At 53.6% G+C, this 18,953-nt stretch carries 16 protein-coding genes and 1 tRNA gene; 8 read left to right on the top strand and 9 right to left on the bottom strand.

Features of this window, described 5'->3' with window-relative positions; translation table 11 throughout:
- Positions 1–8: 8 nt before the first annotated feature.
- Positions 9–914 (top strand): GTPase Era, encoded by a 906-nt coding sequence (gene era / locus IPQ00_09565; GenBank protein MBL0240806.1) that lies wholly within the window; start codon positions 9–11, stop codon positions 912–914.
- Between the two features lie 38 nt (positions 915–952).
- Positions 953–1,822, top strand: coding sequence for a 50S ribosomal protein L11 methyltransferase (locus IPQ00_09560; GenBank protein MBL0240805.1), 870 nt, complete (start codon positions 953–955; stop codon positions 1,820–1,822).
- On the opposite strand, the gene IPQ00_09555 is transcribed toward IPQ00_09560, so the two are convergent.
- The 3 genes from IPQ00_09555 to IPQ00_09545 all read right to left on the bottom strand — a co-directional run bounded on the left by IPQ00_09555 (position 1,819) and on the right by IPQ00_09545 (position 6,971).
- The gene (locus IPQ00_09555) at positions 1,819–3,741 is read right to left on the bottom strand and encodes a hypothetical protein (protein ID MBL0240804.1); all 1,923 of its coding nucleotides are present in this window, start codon (positions 3,739–3,741) and stop codon (positions 1,819–1,821) included. The genes IPQ00_09560 and IPQ00_09555 overlap by 4 nt on opposite strands.
- A 124-nt stretch (positions 3,742–3,865) precedes the next feature.
- Positions 3,866–4,324, bottom strand: a complete 459-nt coding sequence (locus tag IPQ00_09550; protein MBL0240803.1) for a ribonuclease HI — start codon at positions 4,322–4,324, stop codon at positions 3,866–3,868.
- Positions 4,325–4,328: 4 nt separating this feature from the next.
- Complete coding sequence (locus IPQ00_09545; GenBank protein MBL0240802.1) at positions 4,329–6,971, bottom strand: SMC family ATPase; 2,643 nt, start codon at positions 6,969–6,971, stop codon at positions 4,329–4,331.
- Between the two features lie 123 nt (positions 6,972–7,094).
- Here IPQ00_09545 and IPQ00_09540 point away from each other — a divergent pair, with 123 nt between their 5' ends.
- Entirely contained in the window at positions 7,095–7,391 is a 297-nt protein-coding gene (locus IPQ00_09540) for a hypothetical protein (GenBank protein ID MBL0240801.1), read from the top strand.
- A 4-nt stretch (positions 7,392–7,395) separates the two neighbouring features.
- Here IPQ00_09540 and IPQ00_09535 read toward each other — a convergent pair whose 3' ends face one another.
- The 5 genes from IPQ00_09535 to IPQ00_09515 form a co-directional block, all read right to left on the bottom strand.
- A complete protein-coding gene (locus IPQ00_09535) occupies positions 7,396–8,421 on the bottom strand; it encodes a hypothetical protein (GenBank protein MBL0240800.1) in 1,026 nt (341 codons plus the stop codon).
- Positions 8,422–8,441: 20 nt separating this feature from the next.
- Positions 8,442–9,314: a zf-HC2 domain-containing protein gene (locus tag IPQ00_09530; protein ID MBL0240799.1), complete on the bottom strand. Its 873-nt coding sequence runs from the start codon at positions 9,312–9,314 to the stop codon at positions 8,442–8,444.
- Positions 9,311–9,886 (bottom strand): sigma-70 family RNA polymerase sigma factor, encoded by a 576-nt coding sequence (locus IPQ00_09525; GenBank protein MBL0240798.1) that lies wholly within the window; start codon positions 9,884–9,886, stop codon positions 9,311–9,313. Before IPQ00_09525 ends, IPQ00_09530 begins: the two co-directional genes overlap by 4 nt.
- 69 nt (positions 9,887–9,955) lie before the next feature.
- Positions 9,956–11,392: a DUF58 domain-containing protein gene (locus tag IPQ00_09520; GenBank protein ID MBL0240797.1), complete on the bottom strand. Its 1,437-nt coding sequence runs from the start codon at positions 11,390–11,392 to the stop codon at positions 9,956–9,958.
- Positions 11,393–11,433: 41 nt separating this feature from the next.
- Complete coding sequence (locus IPQ00_09515; GenBank protein MBL0240796.1) at positions 11,434–12,432, bottom strand: MoxR family ATPase; 999 nt, start codon at positions 12,430–12,432, stop codon at positions 11,434–11,436.
- Positions 12,433–12,685: 253 nt separating this feature from the next.
- On the opposite strand from IPQ00_09515, the gene IPQ00_09510 reads away from it, so the two are divergent.
- Together IPQ00_09510 and IPQ00_09505 are read left to right on the top strand one after the other, a co-directional pair.
- The gene (locus IPQ00_09510; protein ID MBL0240795.1) at positions 12,686–13,165 is read left to right on the top strand and encodes a prepilin-type N-terminal cleavage/methylation domain-containing protein; all 480 of its coding nucleotides are present in this window, start codon (positions 12,686–12,688) and stop codon (positions 13,163–13,165) included.
- 6 nt (positions 13,166–13,171) lie between these two features.
- Positions 13,172–13,246, top strand: a tRNA-Val gene (locus IPQ00_09505).
- Positions 13,247–13,289: 43 nt separating this feature from the next.
- On the opposite strand, the gene IPQ00_09500 is transcribed toward IPQ00_09505, so the two are convergent.
- On the bottom strand, positions 13,290–16,310 hold the full coding sequence (locus IPQ00_09500) for a glycoside hydrolase (GenBank protein MBL0240794.1): 3,021 nt from the start codon (positions 16,308–16,310) through the stop codon (positions 13,290–13,292).
- A gap of 270 nt (positions 16,311–16,580) precedes the next feature.
- Here IPQ00_09500 and IPQ00_09495 point away from each other — a divergent pair, with 270 nt between their 5' ends.
- Genes IPQ00_09495 through IPQ00_09485 form a run of 3 tightly spaced genes read left to right on the top strand, consistent with a single transcriptional unit; the run spans position 16,581 to position 18,918 of the window.
- On the top strand, positions 16,581–17,729 hold the full coding sequence (locus tag IPQ00_09495; GenBank protein ID MBL0240793.1) for a TRAM domain-containing protein: 1,149 nt from the start codon (positions 16,581–16,583) through the stop codon (positions 17,727–17,729).
- A 26-nt stretch (positions 17,730–17,755) separates the two neighbouring features.
- A complete protein-coding gene (gene ispD, locus IPQ00_09490) occupies positions 17,756–18,436 on the top strand; it encodes a 2-C-methyl-D-erythritol 4-phosphate cytidylyltransferase (GenBank protein ID MBL0240792.1) in 681 nt (226 codons plus the stop codon).
- Entirely contained in the window at positions 18,433–18,918 is a 486-nt protein-coding gene (locus tag IPQ00_09485; GenBank protein ID MBL0240791.1) for a 2-C-methyl-D-erythritol 2,4-cyclodiphosphate synthase, read from the top strand. The genes ispD and IPQ00_09485 overlap by 4 nt, the downstream gene beginning before the upstream one ends.
- The last annotated feature ends 35 nt before the right edge of the window (positions 18,919–18,953 follow it).

Here is an 18,953-nt window from a genome sequence, read left to right as displayed (position 1 = left end):
TCTATTCGATGCAGGATGATAAATTTCGCAGCGGCTATGCCGCATTCGTCGGGCGGCCCAACGCGGGAAAATCTACGCTCCTAAACCGCCTGGTCGGTGAGAAGATCGCAGCCGTTTCAAACAAACCGCAAACGACCCGACATCGTATTCAAGGTATCGTCAATATAGACGGCGGCCAGATCGTCTTCGTCGATACGCCCGGAGTCCACAAACCGGGGCATTTGCTTAACCGCCGGATGATGTCGGCGGTGCACGATGCGATCCTCTCGGTCGACGTACTTGTCCTGATGCGTGACGCGAGCGTATCGACCGGAAATGGTGACCGGTTTGTACTCGAGCTCGTCAAGCAGGCTGCCAAGCCAACCGTGCTCGTCCTCAACAAGATAGATAAGATCCGGGACAAGGCTGCGTTGCTGCCGCTAATTGATATGTACTCGAAAGAGTATGACTTTGCCGAGATCATTCCGGTTTCCGCTCTTAAGGGCGACGCTATCGACAACTTACTTTCCCAGATCGTAAAACATTTGCCCGAGGGCGAACCGATATTTGGCGAGGATGAGATGACCGATCAGCCGGTGCGGAGCATCGCGGCGGAAATGGTCCGGGAAAAAATACTGTTATCCACCGGGGAAGAACTGCCGTATGTGACGGCGGTCGTCACTGAGCTATATGATGATACGGATCCGAACGTTCTCCGCATTTTTTGCGCGATCTACGTGGAAAAACACTCGCAAAAGAAGATAATTGTCGGGAAACAGGGATCACGCATAAAGGATATCGGTACTCGAGCGCGCGTCGATATCGAAAATCTTGTTGGGCGTCAGGTCTATCTAAAACTCTTCGTCAAGGTCGTCGAAGACTGGCGCAACCGCGAAGCCTCGCTGGACGAGATCGGGCTCGAAAAGAGTCGTTAGATCACGCGTGCCGAGGGTATCTTACTCTACAGATCATAATGAACAATGACAAAAAACTTTGGTTCGCCGTCGACATCGAAACCGATGCGATTGCGACAGAGGCGATCGAATTCGCACTAAACGAACTCGGTGCACTCGGAACCGAGATCGACAGTTTTCTTAAGCCGACGGACAAACCGTTGCGGGTGTCGGGATACTTTGAAAAGCTGCCGGAGGACGCGGACATCCACGAGACCGTTCGGGAGGCACTACGGATCTATAACTACGTTCCCGAGCGAGTCACGAGTATCGCAACGCGTTCGGTCGAACAGACGGACTGGCTGGCCGAATGGAAAAAGCATTGGCGCCCGACGGTGATCGGCGATTTTATCATCGCACCCCCGTGGGAAACGGTGGACGATGAGTCCAAGATGGTGATCCGCATCGAACCGAATATGGCATTCGGCACCGGCACGCACGAAACGACACAGTTGTGTGTCTCGGCGATCGGCGAAGAACTCGCTCCGGGCGAGAGTTTTCTCGATGTCGGTACGGGAACCGGTATTCTCGCGATAGCTGCAGCAAAACTAGGCAAACGGCACATCGTCGCGTGTGATGTCGACGAAGATTCGGTGAAGATCGCAATTGAGAATGGCGAGATGAACGGAACGGGCGACATTGAGTTCTTTCTCGGCGAGATCGGCGATGGAACTGATATGTTCGATTTTGTTTGTGCCAATCTGACGATCGATGTCATTTTGCCGATGATCGATCTGCTGCTTGCTAAAACAAAGCGAGTATTGCTGCTGTCGGGAATCCTTGGAACTCAAACGGATATGATCACGGAGGCTCTCGAGACCAGAGCAGTTGAGCGATATTCGATCAACTCTGCCGGTGAATGGATCTCGGTAACGGTCAAACGAAACTAAGGCTTTTTGATGGGTACCGCGGCCGGAATATCACCGTCGTCGGTTATCGTGACGAGCGGTTGTCTGTACTTCGGCCGCAACCGAGGTGCGGCACCGGTTAACGTGGGCGGCGTTTTGGGCCCGGAAAGCGGCTTTGGTGAAAGCGGTTCGGTTCGCTTGAGTATCGTCCCGCCGCGGCCTGCCGCCCAAACATTCTTACCGCCTCGATAGACGACCGCCTGCAGCACTTTTCCGGTAATGTTAGGCTGTATCTGCCAGGAGCGTCCGGCATCTTCGGTCACAAGCACCGTTCCGAGTTCGCCGACCGCGACGGCGCCGTCCTTTCCAAATGCCTGTATGGCAAAGAGATTGGATCTCGTCGGCGACTCTTGGTCCTTCCACGTTTTCCCGCCATCCGTGGTGCCGAGAATAACGCCGCCCGCGCCGACCGCATAGCCAATATTCGTATCAAAAAAACTCAATGCATAAAGATTGTCGCGGAGGTTGGTCTTGATCTTTGCCCAAGTCAGCCCGCCGTCACCGGTAGTCAGAATAGTACCGATATCGCCGACCGCAACGCCGCTATTTTGGTCAAAAAAGCGTACATCCTCGAGCCACAGACGTGTTCCTGACTCGAACTGTTCCCAATACGCTCCAGCCGAATCGGTTCGAAGAACCGTCCCATTCGCACCTACGGCAAAGCCGATCTTATCCGTGACAAAATTGACGGCAAGCAGGTCTTCGGTGACGTTGGACACGCCCTTGCCCCAACTTGCACCGCCATTTATCGTTCGGAGAATCGTACCTTTATCACCGACAGCCCAGCCTTTTTGCCCGTCGTAGAAGTGAACAGCGTTGAGACTTTCGCTAGTACCCGAAAAAACCGGCAACCAATATCTTCCGGCGTCGTTGGTCAGCCAGATCCTGCCTTTTGATCCGATCGCGACGCCCAATTCGCTATCCAGAAACGCCATATCGTTGACGTCCTCGCGGCCGCCTTCGCTCAGACGCTGCCAACTCGTCCCGCCATCATCGGTCCGCAGTATCAATCCACTTTCGCCGACAGCCCATCCGGTAAAACTATCTGCAAAATACGTCGCGACGAGCTTCGGATTTGTGCGGATGTTGAATGGCAGCCAGGTAATACCGCCGTCGCCTGTTAGCCACACGAGGCCATTGGCATCTGTGATGGTGCCGGTCTTATCACTCGAAAAATTTATTGAAAGCAGATCGGCACGGCTGTAAATATTTACAAGATCCCACGTCGAGCCTGAGTCGTTAGAACGTGCGATGCATCCGCCATATCCGACTACGACGATCGCATTTGCCGCGGTGTACGCGACGCCTGAGACGACCGCTCCCTTGCACGGACCGGTGACGACCCAGTTTGTACCGCCGTCGTTTGTGAAAAGTACTGTGCCGCCGAGTCCTACCGCCGCCGCGTGGTCTGCGTCAAACGCCGCTACCTTTAGGATATGTTCTTTGGTATCAACGGATTGACTGTGCCAGGTCGTGCCGCCGTCCGTCGTCTTAAGTATCCGGCCGTATGTGCCCGTGATCCAGCCGACATTCGCGTCGGTTCCGGCAAACGCAATGCTATAAAAATGGTCGCGTGCGTCGACCGCCACGCGTTTCCAGTCTTTGCCGCCATTTATCGTCGAAACGATGGTTCCACGTGATCCGACGGCGATCGCCGTTTCGGCGTCACGAGCCCAAACGCCCGAATACGTCACATCCGTTGGAGCTTCCTGACGCTCCCATCTGAAACCGCCGTCCCTCGTTCGAAGGATCGTATTGTCCGAGCCGACGGCGAATCCATTCTGTTTGTCCTTAGCAAAGTGGATCGAATATAGCGGATTCCCCTGAGGAAGCGGATTTTGCCAGACCCAGCCAAGCGCGGTCCGCTGGGCACCGGCGAACGAAGCCGCTAGGAAGAGCATTACCACAGAGGCGCAGAGACGCAGAGCCAAGCAGGCGGGCACTTTGTGCCGGCCTCTCAACTCGTAAGATCGTAATTCTTGCCCGATATTCAAAACAGATCTCAGCGCCACAGCGTCTCTGCGGTTAAAGTTCTAAGGTCCCTAGATCGACGACCGCTTCCTCTAAAAGTGCATTATCCACATAGCCGAGTTCGGCCATCTTGCGTGCCATCGAGTCGGCGACCTCCTGCACGTCGTGGCCATTGTGGCCCTTGACCCATTTCCACGATATGTGATGCCGTTTTGCGGCCGCATCGAGGCGTTTCCACCACTCGTGATTGGTTTTGCGTTTCCAAGTCCCGCCCATCGTCTCGACTACGTATCTTGAGTCGGACATTAACGTGACAGTGCACTCTTCTTTCAAATTCTCGAGCCCGATTGCCGCCGCCGCGATCTCGGCCTGTTGATTCGTCGCGGCTCCGAGATACTCGCCGACCGCCTTCCAAATGCCCTTAAACCCAAGCACAGCGACCGCCGCGGCGCGTGGGTTACCCTTGCCGTTGCCGAGGCTCGAACCGTCGCAGACTATTGTGACTTTTTTCATCTTGCTAACCTACCGACACTACATTATCTACATAACTATCAAACGTCTCATCGTGCGAGATAACAAATAGCTGATCGAAATGCGTGATCCGGCTGATCTGCATTGCGAGGTTCTCGCGGCGTTCGGTGTCCATATTGGTCGTCGGTTCGTCAAAAAATGCGATGCGAATATCGGTCAATTGTTTGAGCAACGCAAGGCGCACGGACAAGGCCGCCGCCATCTGTTCGCCGCCCGATAGGCTCTGAAACGGCCTTGCGTAACCGTCTTCCTCAAGCATTATGGCGTAATCCTCGCACCAACGCAGTGTCCGTTCTGCGTTTCCGGTGATCTCACGAAAAAGTAGATTAGCCTCGAGCGAAACGTGGAATACGTAATTGCGAGCGACCCTCGGAGCCGCTTCCTTAAGCGTGTCGCGGATAAATGCGGTTGCCTCGGCCACCTTTTCGAGCCGTTCCTTTTCCTTAAACTCCGCGGCCAGCGACCGCCGGATCTCGGCAAATCGTTTGAGCTCGGCGGCGAGTTGCTCTTCACGATGCTTAGATGCCTCGAGAGTTGCCGCAGATTGTGCGTGCCGGCGTTCGGCCTGCAAAAGCTCTGCACGCTGCGATAGATGCAGTTCGCCGTTATATGACGCTGATGCAGATGTTAATTGCGTTTCGGCATCTGCCGATCGTTGGGTGATCAGAGCCAACTCGGCGTTCGCCTTGTCCAATTGTTCGCGGCGTTCGGCAAGTGCGGCAGATTCTGCCTCATTTGCAATGTATGTCCGATGTGCATCAGCGGTTGAGTCGCGTTCTGCCGAAAACGCCGTCCATTGGGTGTCGAGATTTCGGTAAGATTCGAGCTTTTCTACTGTAATGTTGCGGTCATTTTCCAGGCGTTCGAGATTACTTTCGATCTTGGAGAGGCTCTCACAGATCTCTCGCTCGCGTCCGGCGTCGACCTCCAGAAATTTTATCCGTGTTCGCGGGTCATCCAGTTTCGCCAAGCGTGCCTCGGCGGCCGCCAGATCGCTCTCTGATTTTTCGAGGGCGTCTGCAAGTTTGTCGAGTTCGATCTTTTCCGCGTTAAGCCGTTTGCCTTCTTCGGTAAGTTCGGCGATCCGACGGCGGTGCGTTTCAACGGTAGTCAAATGACCGGCGGCGTCGCGGGCGGCCCGAAGCGACGTGCCAACGGTCACAAGATCGGTTTCGAGCGATGCGATCCGAGACCGCAGTTCGACAAACTGGCCCGAAACAAAACTCTCCAGAGTCTCACCTTCCTTCAGGTTGAGGCATTTTTCCGACAGGATAGGACAGAGGCCGCTCTTGATCTCCTGTTGAAATCTCTCATCACGTTCAAGCGCGGCACGCGAGGCCGCAATGTCGTAAAGTAATTTAGTGTTTTGCTCTTCGAGTTTGACCAGACCGGTCGCGGCAACTGATCGAGCTTCTGACTCTTTCAAAAGTTCGCTGGTCGCCTTGTAACCATCACGCATTCGCGTGAGTTTATCGTCAAGGCTTGTGATCTGCGCTTTTGCCGCACGAGCGGCGGCCACGGCCTCACGCAAATGTCGGACCTCGACTTCTATGCCGTCTTGCTCAACTGCTTTTGGGCGAAGCTTGGCAATCTCGCTGTGAGCATTTTCGGCAGCCGTAAGGCCTTCGACAAGGCGTTTGCTGTCGGCACGAACATTGACGATAGCGGCATCCGTGGCTGCGAGTTCATTGCGTAGTCTATCGCGTTCGATTCGTTCACGTTCAAACTCGCGCAGGTGGCCCAATATCTCGACATGGCGATCGGCCAGAGGCTTGGCGGCCGCAGCCTTGGCGGCGGCGGCGGCGGCATTTTCGACTGACTGTTCCAACTGGCGAAATACAAGTTGGGAGCGTTCGAGCTCAGATGATGATCTTTCAAAAACGGTCTTAAGCCCGACGATGCTCCGCTCCCGTTCGTCAAGCGCCGCGACAGACGAACGCAATTTCGCGAGATCCGATGTTAATATTTCGATCTCGGCTGCCAACTCTCGATTATTTGCGGCTAGTGCCTTGTTATCGGTGGCGACGATCTCGGAGCGTGCCAGTTCGCCCTCTGCACGGGCAATGCCCTCCCGAACGCCAGTCACCTGCGAGTCAAGATATCTCGACGTCTCACGAAGTTTCTCGGCCGCCTGACGATACTCTTCGACCTTGAGCAGGCGGTCAAATGCGACCTTGCGTTCCGTTGCACCTTCGAGAAAAATGGCTGTAAACGTTCCTTGAGGTACGCCGATCGCCTGACGAAAAAGTGACCGCAGGTCCGTTCCCGGTTCGAGGCCCAGATGCTGCCAAAGAAAACGAAATACCTCTTCTTTCTTCTCCGCGATCCTCGTCTGCAGCCGTGGGTCAGTGACGTAGTAACCGGCGCCGGTGTCGCGATATACAGTGTATTCGCGTTCATCGAGACCGCTTTCAAAAGTTACCTTGACCCAGCCCTTTTTTTCGCCGCGGCGAACAAAATCTTCTTTTTTGTATTCAAGCAGGTCAAACAGTGCCCACGCGATCGCCTCGATGATCGTCGTCTTGCCCGCGCCGTTCTCGCCGGTGATGGCGGTCGTGCCCTTGGCAAACTCAAATGTTGATGATGCGTGAGATTTGATATTCTCAAGCTCGAGCCTGGAGATATGCATAGGAAACGGGCTATCGATTACTAACTAGATTCTAATTGAAACGACGTCAAAGAAAAAGAATCCGAAGCAAATAGCAATGCCCGTCCATTCGTGGTATTCGTTGTCAGGAATTTATAGAAAATTATGAAAATCGAAACAGGCGAAACGGCGTTGGTCGTGCTGCATAGTCCGCGTGAAAAATTGATCGGTATAGTAAACGAGATCGGGCCAGCCGGCATACATATACGTGCGATCGATCTTGGTTATTTTGACGATTGGGTGCGTTCGATCTCAGCAGGCGAAGAGCATTTGCCGATGACCGACTATTTCTTTCCGATGTGGCGCGTAGAGCGCGTGACGCGCGACGAGTCGGGTCACGGCATACCCTCGATGACCGAGCAATTTAACCAGCGGACGGGCAGGGAATTAGGCGAATTTTGATCTATCAGGGTTTTTTGATCGAGATGCTGCCGTTAATAGTCGTGACACGCAGGATCGCGTCGCCACTGCCGATGCGACCGACGGTGATCTTGACGGGGCCTTCGCTAATATTCTCAGTCAATGTTTCAACCGGCAGATCGGAGTTGAATTTACCAAATCCATAGGTCGCCGAGACAGTACAGGAAGTATCCTGAGGAAGAGCTAGTCGGATCGATCCATTCGAAGTCCCAAAACTGTATGAACCTCCCTTTAGAAGTGTTCCCGAATAATTGACCGAACCGGAGATGGAGTTAACCTCGAGTTGACGGTGGCTGATCTTTTCCAGCGATATTGCTCCGCCATTGGTCTTCGCCCTAAACGTATCACCGATATCGCTCGGCCCGGCTTCAAAAACGACGATATTGCCCGTCGTACTGTCGAGCGACATTGCACCGTATGAATTTTCGACTGCGATCCCGCCCTGCCCGCCTGAAACGGTGATGCCCTCGGTCACATTTCGAATAAAAGTGTTGCCGGCTATTATCTTCACGCTCACCTTTCGAACACCGTCGATGTTAGATGTTACTTCCTGACCCTTCACGTTGACGGATGCGTTAGCCGGTAGATCGATTTCGATCTCGCCGCCATTGATGCATTCGGAGCGGGTATTAAGTTTGGATCGGCTATTAACTGCGTTGATCAAGATCCAGACGGGTTCGCCCGTCTTCGGGCTCGTCTGTTGGGTCTTGAATTCGAAATCGCTGCCGTCGCGAACGAAGACCCTTAATTCGTTGCGGTTCCAACTATTAACTTTTAATGACGCCTCGGATACGCATAATGATAAATTAAGAGCCGGATCGACCTTCATCGAACGTTCGACCGAGCCAGTCGACGACGGAGGCGTCACCGGTAATTCCACAGGCTTTTTGGGAAAAGGTGCCGGAGTGGCGGGCGGTGCCGGAGCAGCCTGACCGGCAACCAAGAGCGAAAACGCCAAGAGCGATCCCACCAGGACAACCCCGTATATCAATTTTCTGCCTGATGCTGTCATTCTTATGTATTCTGGGGCGCTTATCTGAGGCTCGCCACCAACTCCTCTTTTTGCGAAACCGAATTAAGCAGGTCGATCTTGTTCTGGTATGAAGAGTACAGCACTTGTTTGGCCGTGTCGTTTTTCGGATCTTTATTTATCTGGACACGCATTTTGGCGATCGCATCATCGACGACTGCCATATCGCGCTCGTATGCAATGCGTTCGCCCGGACGAAATATATCTTCCTTTAATGAATCGACCGAACGCGAAAGGCTACTTATAGTCTTCACGTAGTTCTCTTCGCCCGGCAGATAAACGTTAGCGACATCGGGCGACGCGGTCGAAACACCTCTTGCAGTGCTGATACCTACGACATGCCGTTCGTTCGAGCGATATGAAACGTGCTGAAAAGCGATCGGCTTAGCCTGACGCATATCTGACACTACGGTCTCTATCGGATTCGGGCCGGATAGCTGCGATGTAGTTTGCTGAAATGTCGCCACGGTCTCCTCTGGGACACCGGCGATCTCCGGCGTGCTTGATGTGCGGTTTATTATAAGAATGGCGGTAAGTCCGAAGACGATTACCATACCGGCCGCGGCGATGAACGAAGGCGTAGCGAGATTGAGAATTACAAACGCCCAAGCTTTTTGCCAGAATGGTGCACTCTGCTTTTCGGTTTCGATCGATTCGTTGATCTTGTTCCAAAGTCGCTGAGTCGGAACCAAGGTGGCAAATTCTCGTTCAAGCGCCGAAAATACGACCGCGGACTCATCCTCAGCATCGGCGAGCATCAACGTACACGAATCGCACAGAGCGATGTGTCCGGAGACTCTAGCCGACTGGCCGTGATCCAGTTCGCCGTCCAAAAAGGCCTGAATTATGCCAATGTCTAAACAATCCTGCTTCATAACGTATCCTTACCGATCTTCCCGTAAAACCGGCTAAATTCCTGTCTGGCACGTGCGACAAATGTGCCGATGCTCGATTCGTTAAGCTCAAGGCTGCGGGCGATCTCCTTGTATGACAGCCCTTGTTGTTTCAATATCAGACAGCTCCTAAGCGGCTCTTTGATCTTGTTGAGAGCCTTATAAATATCGCTCACACCGGCGTTCTCTTCATAATCGGTCTCGACCGACGCCGCCGCTAGTGTGCCTGTTTCTTTGACGTAATTTTCGTTGCGCGTGTTCGCCCTAATCGTACCGCGGATAGTATTGCGGGCAACATTTATCGCCACACGGATCAACCACGGGCGAAGCATTTCTTCATCTGTGATTGAATCGAGATTGTGATAGAGCCGCAGAAAGGTTTCCTGCGTTACATCCTCAGCCAGGGCCGGATCCTGCACGACCGACCGTGCCGCGCGAAAGACGGTTCGGTGATGAAGCGAGAAAGCCTCTTCAAACTCGATCCTACCTGTCGCTGCCGCCGTAGCTGATTGTTCGGACATTATGTCCACAAATATGTGTGTACTCTCGTTCATTTTCAGCATTAAAAATGCTCTTCAACAGAAAGACACCGCGGGCCGCTGAAATATGACAAGAATTTAACCTTAAAACCCAATTATTATCAATCGTTGGAGCGTTTCGGGAGACAGGTCGCGATCTGCGGACGCGGTAACCAGGAACCAATGACTGTCGTCCGAACTATTGAGGATACGTTCGAGATCGGTTGCAGGTTCGGGCGGAAGGTCCATTTTTGGAAAACTAGGTTCAATGATCGAGAGGCGTTTCAGCATTTCGTAGAGATGGATGCGGCCGATGCCGAATTCGCCTTCGTCATCGTCGATCACTAGTTTTAGCTCGGCCTGCTGCTCGGCGAAATGCAGCAGAATGGAGGCGGCCAGGCTCGCTCCGGCCTCAAACCGGTCGGAGGCGACCACCGGCTTTCCGCTCTGCTCGGCACTGATCCTCGCACGCAGAGACAAACTGTCGTCCCTCTCGTCGGGAACCTGCGTGTCAAAGGCGACGGTCACACGCTTTTCGTCCTCGGCGGCAAACTCTCGCACCGTCAACCGACTCGACCTCGCGGTGGCTTTCCAATCGATCCGCCGAAGGTCGTCGTTGGGTTGGTAATCGCGCAGGGCTAGCAGATCTTGGCCCATTCCGTGTTTGTTAGCGACAAATTTACCGGCGTCGAGCGGCAGGTCGTCAATATTATCGTCAAAGGGCAACGGTGTCGGAAACACGATGAGTTCGGTCTCGCGTGCGGGCAATCGACGGCGATGCCTGAAGAATCCGAAGGGGAAACGTGTTGACAGTTCAAAGTCCTTGATGACAAAGCGTCCACGATGCAGGAAAATATGCTCAGACCTACTTTCGACAGATTGGCGTCGAGGGATATAAACAATGTGGTCGAGCGTTTTGCGGATCATCGGTGGGCGGCTGAGGCGTTCCGCCAGAAAACGCGGCAGTAATGCCTTGAGCTCATCGGCAGCGATCGAACGCTCGCGTTCAGTACCGCGAACTTGGGCGACGACCGAAAGGCTTGGGAAAATACGTTTTCGATTGGTGACGCTGATCAGTATCGGTGTCGGTTCGCCGGCAAAGATCGTTTCGGGGAATCGCATTTTTACGTCAAGGCGCTTGAGGCAGATACTGCCGGCAAAAAAACCGACGATCATCCCGGCGATCAGGAATGAGAGCACGAGAAACAGCAGGTTATTGCCGGTATTCCACGCCGAAAAACCGACGACTGTCAGCAAAACTAGCATCACGGCCCCGCCGGTCGTAAACTCGAACGGCAGATTCATCTGCGAAGCTTCGCGGCTCGCGTTGCGGGCGAGCGGCGGCACGACAAATATCAGAATCAGCAGGACGAAAATAAGTGAGATAGCGGCCGAGATGCCGGCCAGCCTGACATCACCGGCCTGATGAGCATAGAGCGTAAAGAGTGACAGCCCGATCCCGCCGAATACAACGGCAATGCCGACGAGCGCGTTCCGGAGGTCGCGAAAGCTGAAAAGTTGTCGGAGTGTTGACAGTCTCACGTATTGGCGGGCTTTTGGCCCCGATATGCCCCGCGTCGGACCTAGATCGGCACGCTTATCTTCGTAAGTAATTCTTGCAGAACCTGTTCGGATTCGCGGGTGCGTTGGCGGAGCGAGTTTGCCCTCGAATTGACGATCACTCGATGCCCAAAGCACGGTACGACCAGGCGTTTGATATCGTCGGCGATACAGTAATTGCGGCCCTCGATAAACGCGGATGCCTGTGCCGATCGGAATAGTGCGAGCGTTCCGCGGGGACTGATGCCGAGTTCGAGTGAATCGCTGTTGCGGGTGGCTTCGACGATCTTCAAAAGGTAATCGAGCAGGGCGTCGTCAACACGGACCTCGGCGACCAGACGCTGCAGTTCAATTACGTCGGAACGCGACATAACCGGACGGACAGATTCGAGCGGATTGACGCTCTCACGGTCGCGAAGGATGCGGCGTTCGTCATCGGTGCTCGGATATCCCATATGTAGCCGCAGCATAAAGCGGTCAAGCTGTGACTCGGGCAGCGGATACGTCCCGTGATGCTCGGATGGGTTTTGGGTGGCAATCACGATAAAGGGCAGCGGCAGTTGCCGCGACACGCCCTCGACCGTTACTTGCTCCTCGGCCATTGCCTCGAGCAATGCGGACTGCGTTTTCGGCGTTGCCCGGTTGATCTCATCCGCGAGGACGATATTGGAGAAGATCGGCCCCGATCTCCATTCAAATTCGCTGTTTTTCTGATTATAGATCGAGAGCCCGATCACGTCTGACGGCAGTAGGTCAGAGGTAAACTGGACACGCTGGAAAGAAAGTTCGAGGGCCCGAGAGAGTGCGTTTGCGAGAGTCGTCTTGCCGATACCGGGCACGTCCTCGATAAGGATGTGGCCCCGGGCGAGGATCGCGATCAGGGCGAGCCTTACCGTATCGGTCTTTCCACGAATGACGCGTTCGATCGACGCCTGCAGTTCAGCGATCTTGCCGGCGGCGTCAAAACTTGCAACGGCCGAACCCGCCGGAGTTGTTGACTCAGTTGTGATCCAATCTCTCATCTTTGTTGTCGAAATGCCGGAAAACTTTTCCACAACTACATCTTACAAGATTACGGCCGGCGATTGCGACAGTAAATTTGTGTTGCCGCACAGTTGTTTCCACATAACATCCGTCGAGCAAGTTGCGTTATTTTGCCAAACTTCAGGATCAGGGACATACACTAGCTTGCAAAAGACAATGGAAAGCGTCTAAACTTTTGAAACAAATCCGCTGCCGTTTCGTGATAGACCGATAACGGAAGGAACTGGTTATATGAACAAATTTCGACTCAAAATGCGTGATCAACGCGGATTTAACCTTATCGAGTTGATGATCGTGATCGCGATCATCGGTTTGCTGATCGGTGTCGGCAGTATAGCTTGGTCGGCGGTCATCCGTTCGGGCAACGAAACCACCGCGGCACAGTCGATCGATAATATTCGCAAATTTCAAGTCCAGTATGCCACGCGTAACAAGGGCAATTTTGCCACCTTTGACGAACTGATCGCCAAGGTCAGCCTCGACGAAAAATTTAAGGGTGAAAGTCCGGTCGTCAACGGTTATATTTTCAAACTTACTGTCGAACCGGCGTCTGCCACAAGGCCGTCGTTTTACTCTATAACTGCCGACCCGCAGGTCGCCGAGGGTGTCACTTCAACGGGAACGCGGCATTTTTACACGGATTCGTCCCTCAGCGGTATCAAGGGCACTGACGAAAATCGGCCCGCAAAAGCTGACGATCCGTCGATCTAAATTATAGCCGTCTTAGCTCAGTGGTAGAGCACTCGCTTCACACGCGATAGGTCGTAAGTTCGAATCTTATAGACGGCACCATTTTAAGTGAAACTAAGGCGTCCTTTCGGACGCCTTTTTTGGTTTATATATCGTCCGGCGGCAAAGAATTTACAGCTTTTGTGAGCGCAAGCTGAAGGTCACGTGCCGCTTTGACAGCTTGGGTACTCGGGGCAACGTCCGCGTCCTGTAGCAGGTCGAGCAACTGAGTGAAGGCTCCGGCCAATCGGTTTAGGGGTAAGTCGGCGATCTCCGGGGATGTGCCGGGTTTCGGTGGTGAGCCGTTCAGCAACAACTTCAAATTGACGATCTTCGGGCTAGACGGGTTAGCTTGTTCGAGCAAGGCGATCTCTCGCTGAATGCGCTGGACGAGGCGTTGGGAACGGCCGATACCTTGATATGCTTCAATTGAAAGATCAAACTGCTGCTTTAGTCCGATCGCCGAGGTTTTCACCCGCGGGTCAATACGCACGGTTAATTTCTGCGTAACTTTTCTACCGTCGACAGTCAGTGAAACATTGTAAACTCCCGGAAGAACTGCCGGTCCTTGCGGTACCCACGGCGTGTCCTTGTAGATCGCGGAGATCGGCAGGTCGTAGCTGTTTGCCGACGGATTAGGGTATAACAGGTCCCAAGTGAATCGCTGCATTCCGGCCTCATTTTTGAGTGGTTGAAACGGCCGGATCCAATACGACGGCGGGTTTATCTTAGAATTGCTGACATCGAGCGGTTTATCATCGCTCGAGAATTTCCGGATAAATCTGCCGGCAGCGTCGGTGATCTCGAGCACGATCGGTGATTTTGACGGCTGTTTTAAGTAATAGTTGATGATCGCTCCATCAGGAGGATTCTTGCCGGCCGGTTCCTCCGGCGGAAACGGGGTATCCGTGTGTAGGCTTCGTTTCACGCGGGTCGCCAATTGGGGCGTAAAGAGAGTTGCGTTCGATGACGCAATCGACGGACCTAGTTGCCTCAGCGGTGTGACATCGTCGAGTATCCAGAACCCGCGGCCGTGCGTACCGACTACGAGATCGTCATCCTTGATTACGAGATCACGGATCGAGATCGCCGGCATATTCAGCCTTAGCGGCTGCCAATTTTCGCCGTCGTCGGTCGAAAAATAAACGGCTTGCTCAGTACCGCAATATAACAATCCCTTTCGCACTGGATCCTCACGCACGGCATTTACGATTCCGCCATCCGGGATGCCCTTGACGATCTCTTTCCAGGTCTTTCCACCGTCGTGCGTGCGGTAAATGTGTGGGCGAAGGTCATCTAGCCGAAATGTATTGACCGCCGCGTATGCGGTATTTGCGTCAAAGCGTCCAGCGTCGATCAGGGACACCTTGGCCCAGGATTTAAGCTCGGGCGGCGTAATATTCGACCAGCTTTTTCCACCATTTCGGGTGACGTGAATAAGACCGTCGTCTGTGCCTGCCCAGATCGTATTTATGTCCTTATACGATGGGGCGACGGTGTATACCACACCGCGTCGCGACATCGTTTCCATTTCCGTGGTGGCGTAAATACCAACGCTTTTCGGTACATCCCACTTTTCACGCGAAAGGTCGGGGCTGATCACATCCCAGCTATTACCGCCGTTCATCGTCTTAAATATGACGTTACCGCCGTAAAACAGGCTTTTATTATCAACCGGCGAAAAGATCACCGGTGCCGTTCGCAAAAACCGATACTTGCCGGTTCGAACCGCCTCGGGGGCGATATTTTGCACGTGGCGTGTGAGCCGATCAAAACGCGTGAGTTTACCGCCGTAAACGATGTCAGGATCAAGCGGGTCGGGGGCGACGTAGCCATATTCTTCGACGCCGACAGTCTCCCAATCCCAGGCGCCGACCGCACCGGTGCGTCCGCGTGACGCTACACACGCGGAACCGCTCTCCTGTTGGCCGCCGCACACCCAATACGGATATCGGTTGTCAGTATTTACGTGATAAAACTGGGCAGTCGGTTGGTTGTACCAACTCGACCAACTCTCGCCGCCGTTAACGGTGATCGTCGCGCCCTGATCTGTCGCAAATAGCATTACATCCGGATGGTCAGGGTTGATCCAGATCCGATGATAGTCGTCGCCGCCCGGAGCCCCCTTAAAGCTCGTAAAGGTTTTACCGCCATCGGTCGATTTGTGTGACGAGACGTTAGCGACAAAGATCGTATTCGGGTCTGTCGGATGCACTCGCAGTTCGGCAAAGTCACTGCCGCGGCCCCAGAGACGCGGATCGCCGTTTACAAGACTCCAGTTTTCGCCCGAATCATTAGATGCGTAAATGCCGGCAAACTTGGGGTTTGCATCGACGGTCGCGTAGAGTTTGCTCGGATTCGATCGCGAGATAGTAAAACCGATCCGGCCGAGCCCTTGTTCGATCGTCGGCAGGCCGTGGGTTAGTTTCGTCCAGGTCGAACCGCCGTCGGTCGATTTGAATAGTCCACTCTCCTTGCCCTGCCAAGCACCGTTTTCCCAAGGTCCCTGCCGCCCGGCCCAGAGATCGGCGTACACGATCTGCGAATTGCGTGGGTCAAACTCTACCTGCATAGCACCGGTATTCTCGTCCTTGTAAAGCACGCGATCAAAGGTGTCTCCGCCATTGGTCGAGCGATAGATGCCGCGTTCCTCGTTCGGCCCGTATGGATGCCCGAGAACTGCGACGAAAAGGTGATTTTCATCTTTAGGGTCGACTGCGATCGAGGCGATCTGTTGGCCGTCTCGGAGCCCGAGATGAGCCCACGTTTTGCCGCCGTCACGCGAGCGGTACATCCCATCGCCGGTGGCAAGATCTGGCCGCTGCAATCCCTCGCCGCTACCCACATAGATCACATTCGGATTTGATGGGGCCAGAGCGATATCGCCGATCGATCCGGTCGGTTGGTCGTCAAAGATCGGTTTCCAAGTGCGTCCTGCATCCGTTGTTTTCCAGACCCCGCCGTTATTCAGGCCGATATAGAAAACGTTCGGCTGTGACGGGATCCCGACCGCTCCGACGGTTCGTCCGGCACGAAAAGGCCCGATCATTCGCCATTCCATACTCTGATAAAGCGAGGCATCGACCTTTTGGGCCTGTAGCAACGATGCACTTGCGGCGACCATCATCACTAACGAAACGGTAAAAAATAAGACGCGTGCAGTCTTTTTCAGTCCTAGCGGCATTGGTTTTCTCCTAAGCTTAATAATCAAGGAGATTAGCAGAGTTTATGGTTTTTAGGTACATCGAAACCCTCCGGTTGCTGAAGGGGTCCATTGCGACTTTTCTTCGGCGAATCGCAAAACTTTGTTCGAAATTTGTCCAGAAATAGACATATACTCTTTAGTAGCAGTAAGCCGTTTGCCAAAACGAGCGTGTGACGTGGTAAAATTTCAACGATGAAGCCGGACGTACTGATAATTAGACTAGGATTTGTTTTGTTACTTGCCCTTGGCGGGTACTTTCTCAATCCGTTGTCGAAAAGCAGTCATTTGACCGAACTTGTGGGCGACAGCGTGAGAACAAAGCAAGCCTATTCTGCACTGTTTGGCGCCATCATTGCGCTGATGATAATTGGTGTTGAGGTGAGAGCCCGACGTGCGTCACTCAAAACCTTGATCGGAGCGGCGGTCGGTTCGATCTTAGGCATCATCGGGGCATATATGATCGGAATGCTCATAAGTTCGCAAGATATCAATACAGTTCCCGGTGAGTTAAAAACATTTCTGACGATCGCCCTTGCCTTTTTTATGGGCTACATTGGGCTGATGGTTGGTGCCGCGAAAGGCGAATATATCGATCTGTCTGCTCTGGGCGGGATATTTAGCGATAAGAATATTAAACGCGACTATAAGATCCTCGACACGTCGGTCATCATCGATGGCCGCATTGCGGACGTTGCTGAGACCGGATTCTTGGGCGGAACGCTGATCATTCCTAATTTCATTTTGGCTGAATTGCAACAGGTTGCTGACTCAAGCGATTCCTCGAAACGCCAACGCGGACGACGCGGCCTGGATATGCTCCAGCGGTTACGCAATAACAGCACTCTCGATATACAGATCGTCGAAACCGATTTTCCGGCAGTCAAAGAGGTCGACCTGAAACTGATCGAACTCGGAAAGCAACTCGACGCTGTCATCGTTACCAATGATTTTAATCTCAACAAAGTCTCGCAGCTTCGCGGCGTTTCCGTCCTGAACATCAACGAACTTGCTAACGCTCTCAAGCCGGTCGTACTGCCCGGTGAGGCGATGCGGGTCTTTATCCTCAAAGAGGGCAAAGAGTATAACCAGGGCGTTGCATATCTCGATGACGGCACAATGGTCGTCGTCGATAATGCCCGACGGTTGATCGGTAAAACCGCGGACATCGCTGTGACCAGCGTCTTGCAGACAACGGCCGGCAAGATGATCTTTGGCCGGATGTGGGAAGAGAAAGATGAGTCAAATGATAGTCACGTCGCGATCCACGATTCGCGGTCACTTGGCTTTCGCAAAGCGACCCGCGATCTAAGACAGAACACCATTATTGAAGAAGTCGAATAGCCCGACGATCTGATAGTTGCCGGACGATGAATACAGCCATCATTGTTGCCGCCGGTAGCGGCACCCGATTTGATTCGGCATCCCCCAAACAGTTCCTGGACCTAGCGGGCAAGCCCGTTTTACTTCATTCGCTCCAATCTTTTCAGGACAGCTCTGTTATCGACGAGATCATCGTCGTTGTCGGAAATGAGCATATCGATAGGCTGCATAGCATAATTGCGGGAGCATCGATCACCAAATTGAGAGCGGTCGTCGGCGGCGGTGCGTCGCGAAGTGAGTCGGTCAAAAATGGGTTTGATGCTGTCGATCTGGCGACCGTTGTCGTCTGCGTACACGACGGTGTCCGCCCACTCGTAACCGTTGATGAGATCGCCCGAACGGTAAAGTGCGCAGAGGAAAACGGGGCGGCCTGTCTTACCGCACCGGTCGTCGATACGATCAAATCTGTCGAATACGGCAAGATCGTGGCCACGATCGACCGCACGACTCTACGAAGGGCACTGACCCCGCAAGCCTTTCGCCATTATGTGCTGAAACGTGCATTGGAACAGCGCTTTAATGCTGAGAATGCGACTGATGAATGCGTTTTGGTCGAGCGTTCCGGGGTGATCGTGACTACAGTGGACGGTAGCCCGGGGAATATCAAGATCACCCATCGTGAAGATCTGATAATGGCCGAGGCGATCATTAGAGGAGCGGCAGAATGAGCGATTTTCGAATAGGATTCGGCACGGATGTTCACCGCTTGATACCTGACCGCCCTCTGATTATCGGCGGTATCGAGGTCGAGTCGGATCTGGGCGCGGATGGCCATTCGGATGCGGATGTGCTACTCCACGCGATCACCGACGCCCTTCTTGGTTCGCTCGCCTTAGGTGATATCGGCGTTCATTTTCCGAATAGCGACCCGCGCTGGAGTAGTGCCGATAGCTTGGTCTTTTTGCGTCACGCGGTGGAATCGCTTAGCGAAAAAAGTTACGGCGTGGTCAATGTCGATGCCGTCGTTGACTTGGAATCACCAAAACTGAGGCCCTATATCACTTCGATGCGAGAGAATATCGCCGCGTTACTCGGGGTCACCAACGAACAAGTAAGTGTGAAAGCTAAAACCGGCGAGTCGGTCGGCATTGTCGGAAAACGTGAGGCTGTAATGGCGCAGGCGGTCGTATTGGTCCAAAAGTTAAAATAAAACGGCTTTCGCGTCTGTAAATAAAGGCATTAAAT

It is taken from the genome of Chloracidobacterium sp., from assembly GCA_016720705.1.
In the GTDB taxonomy this organism is placed as follows: Bacteria; Acidobacteriota; Blastocatellia; order Pyrinomonadales; family Pyrinomonadaceae; genus OLB17.
Note: the sequence above shows the minus strand (reverse complement) of the source record. Positions and strands in the feature narration are given on the sequence as shown.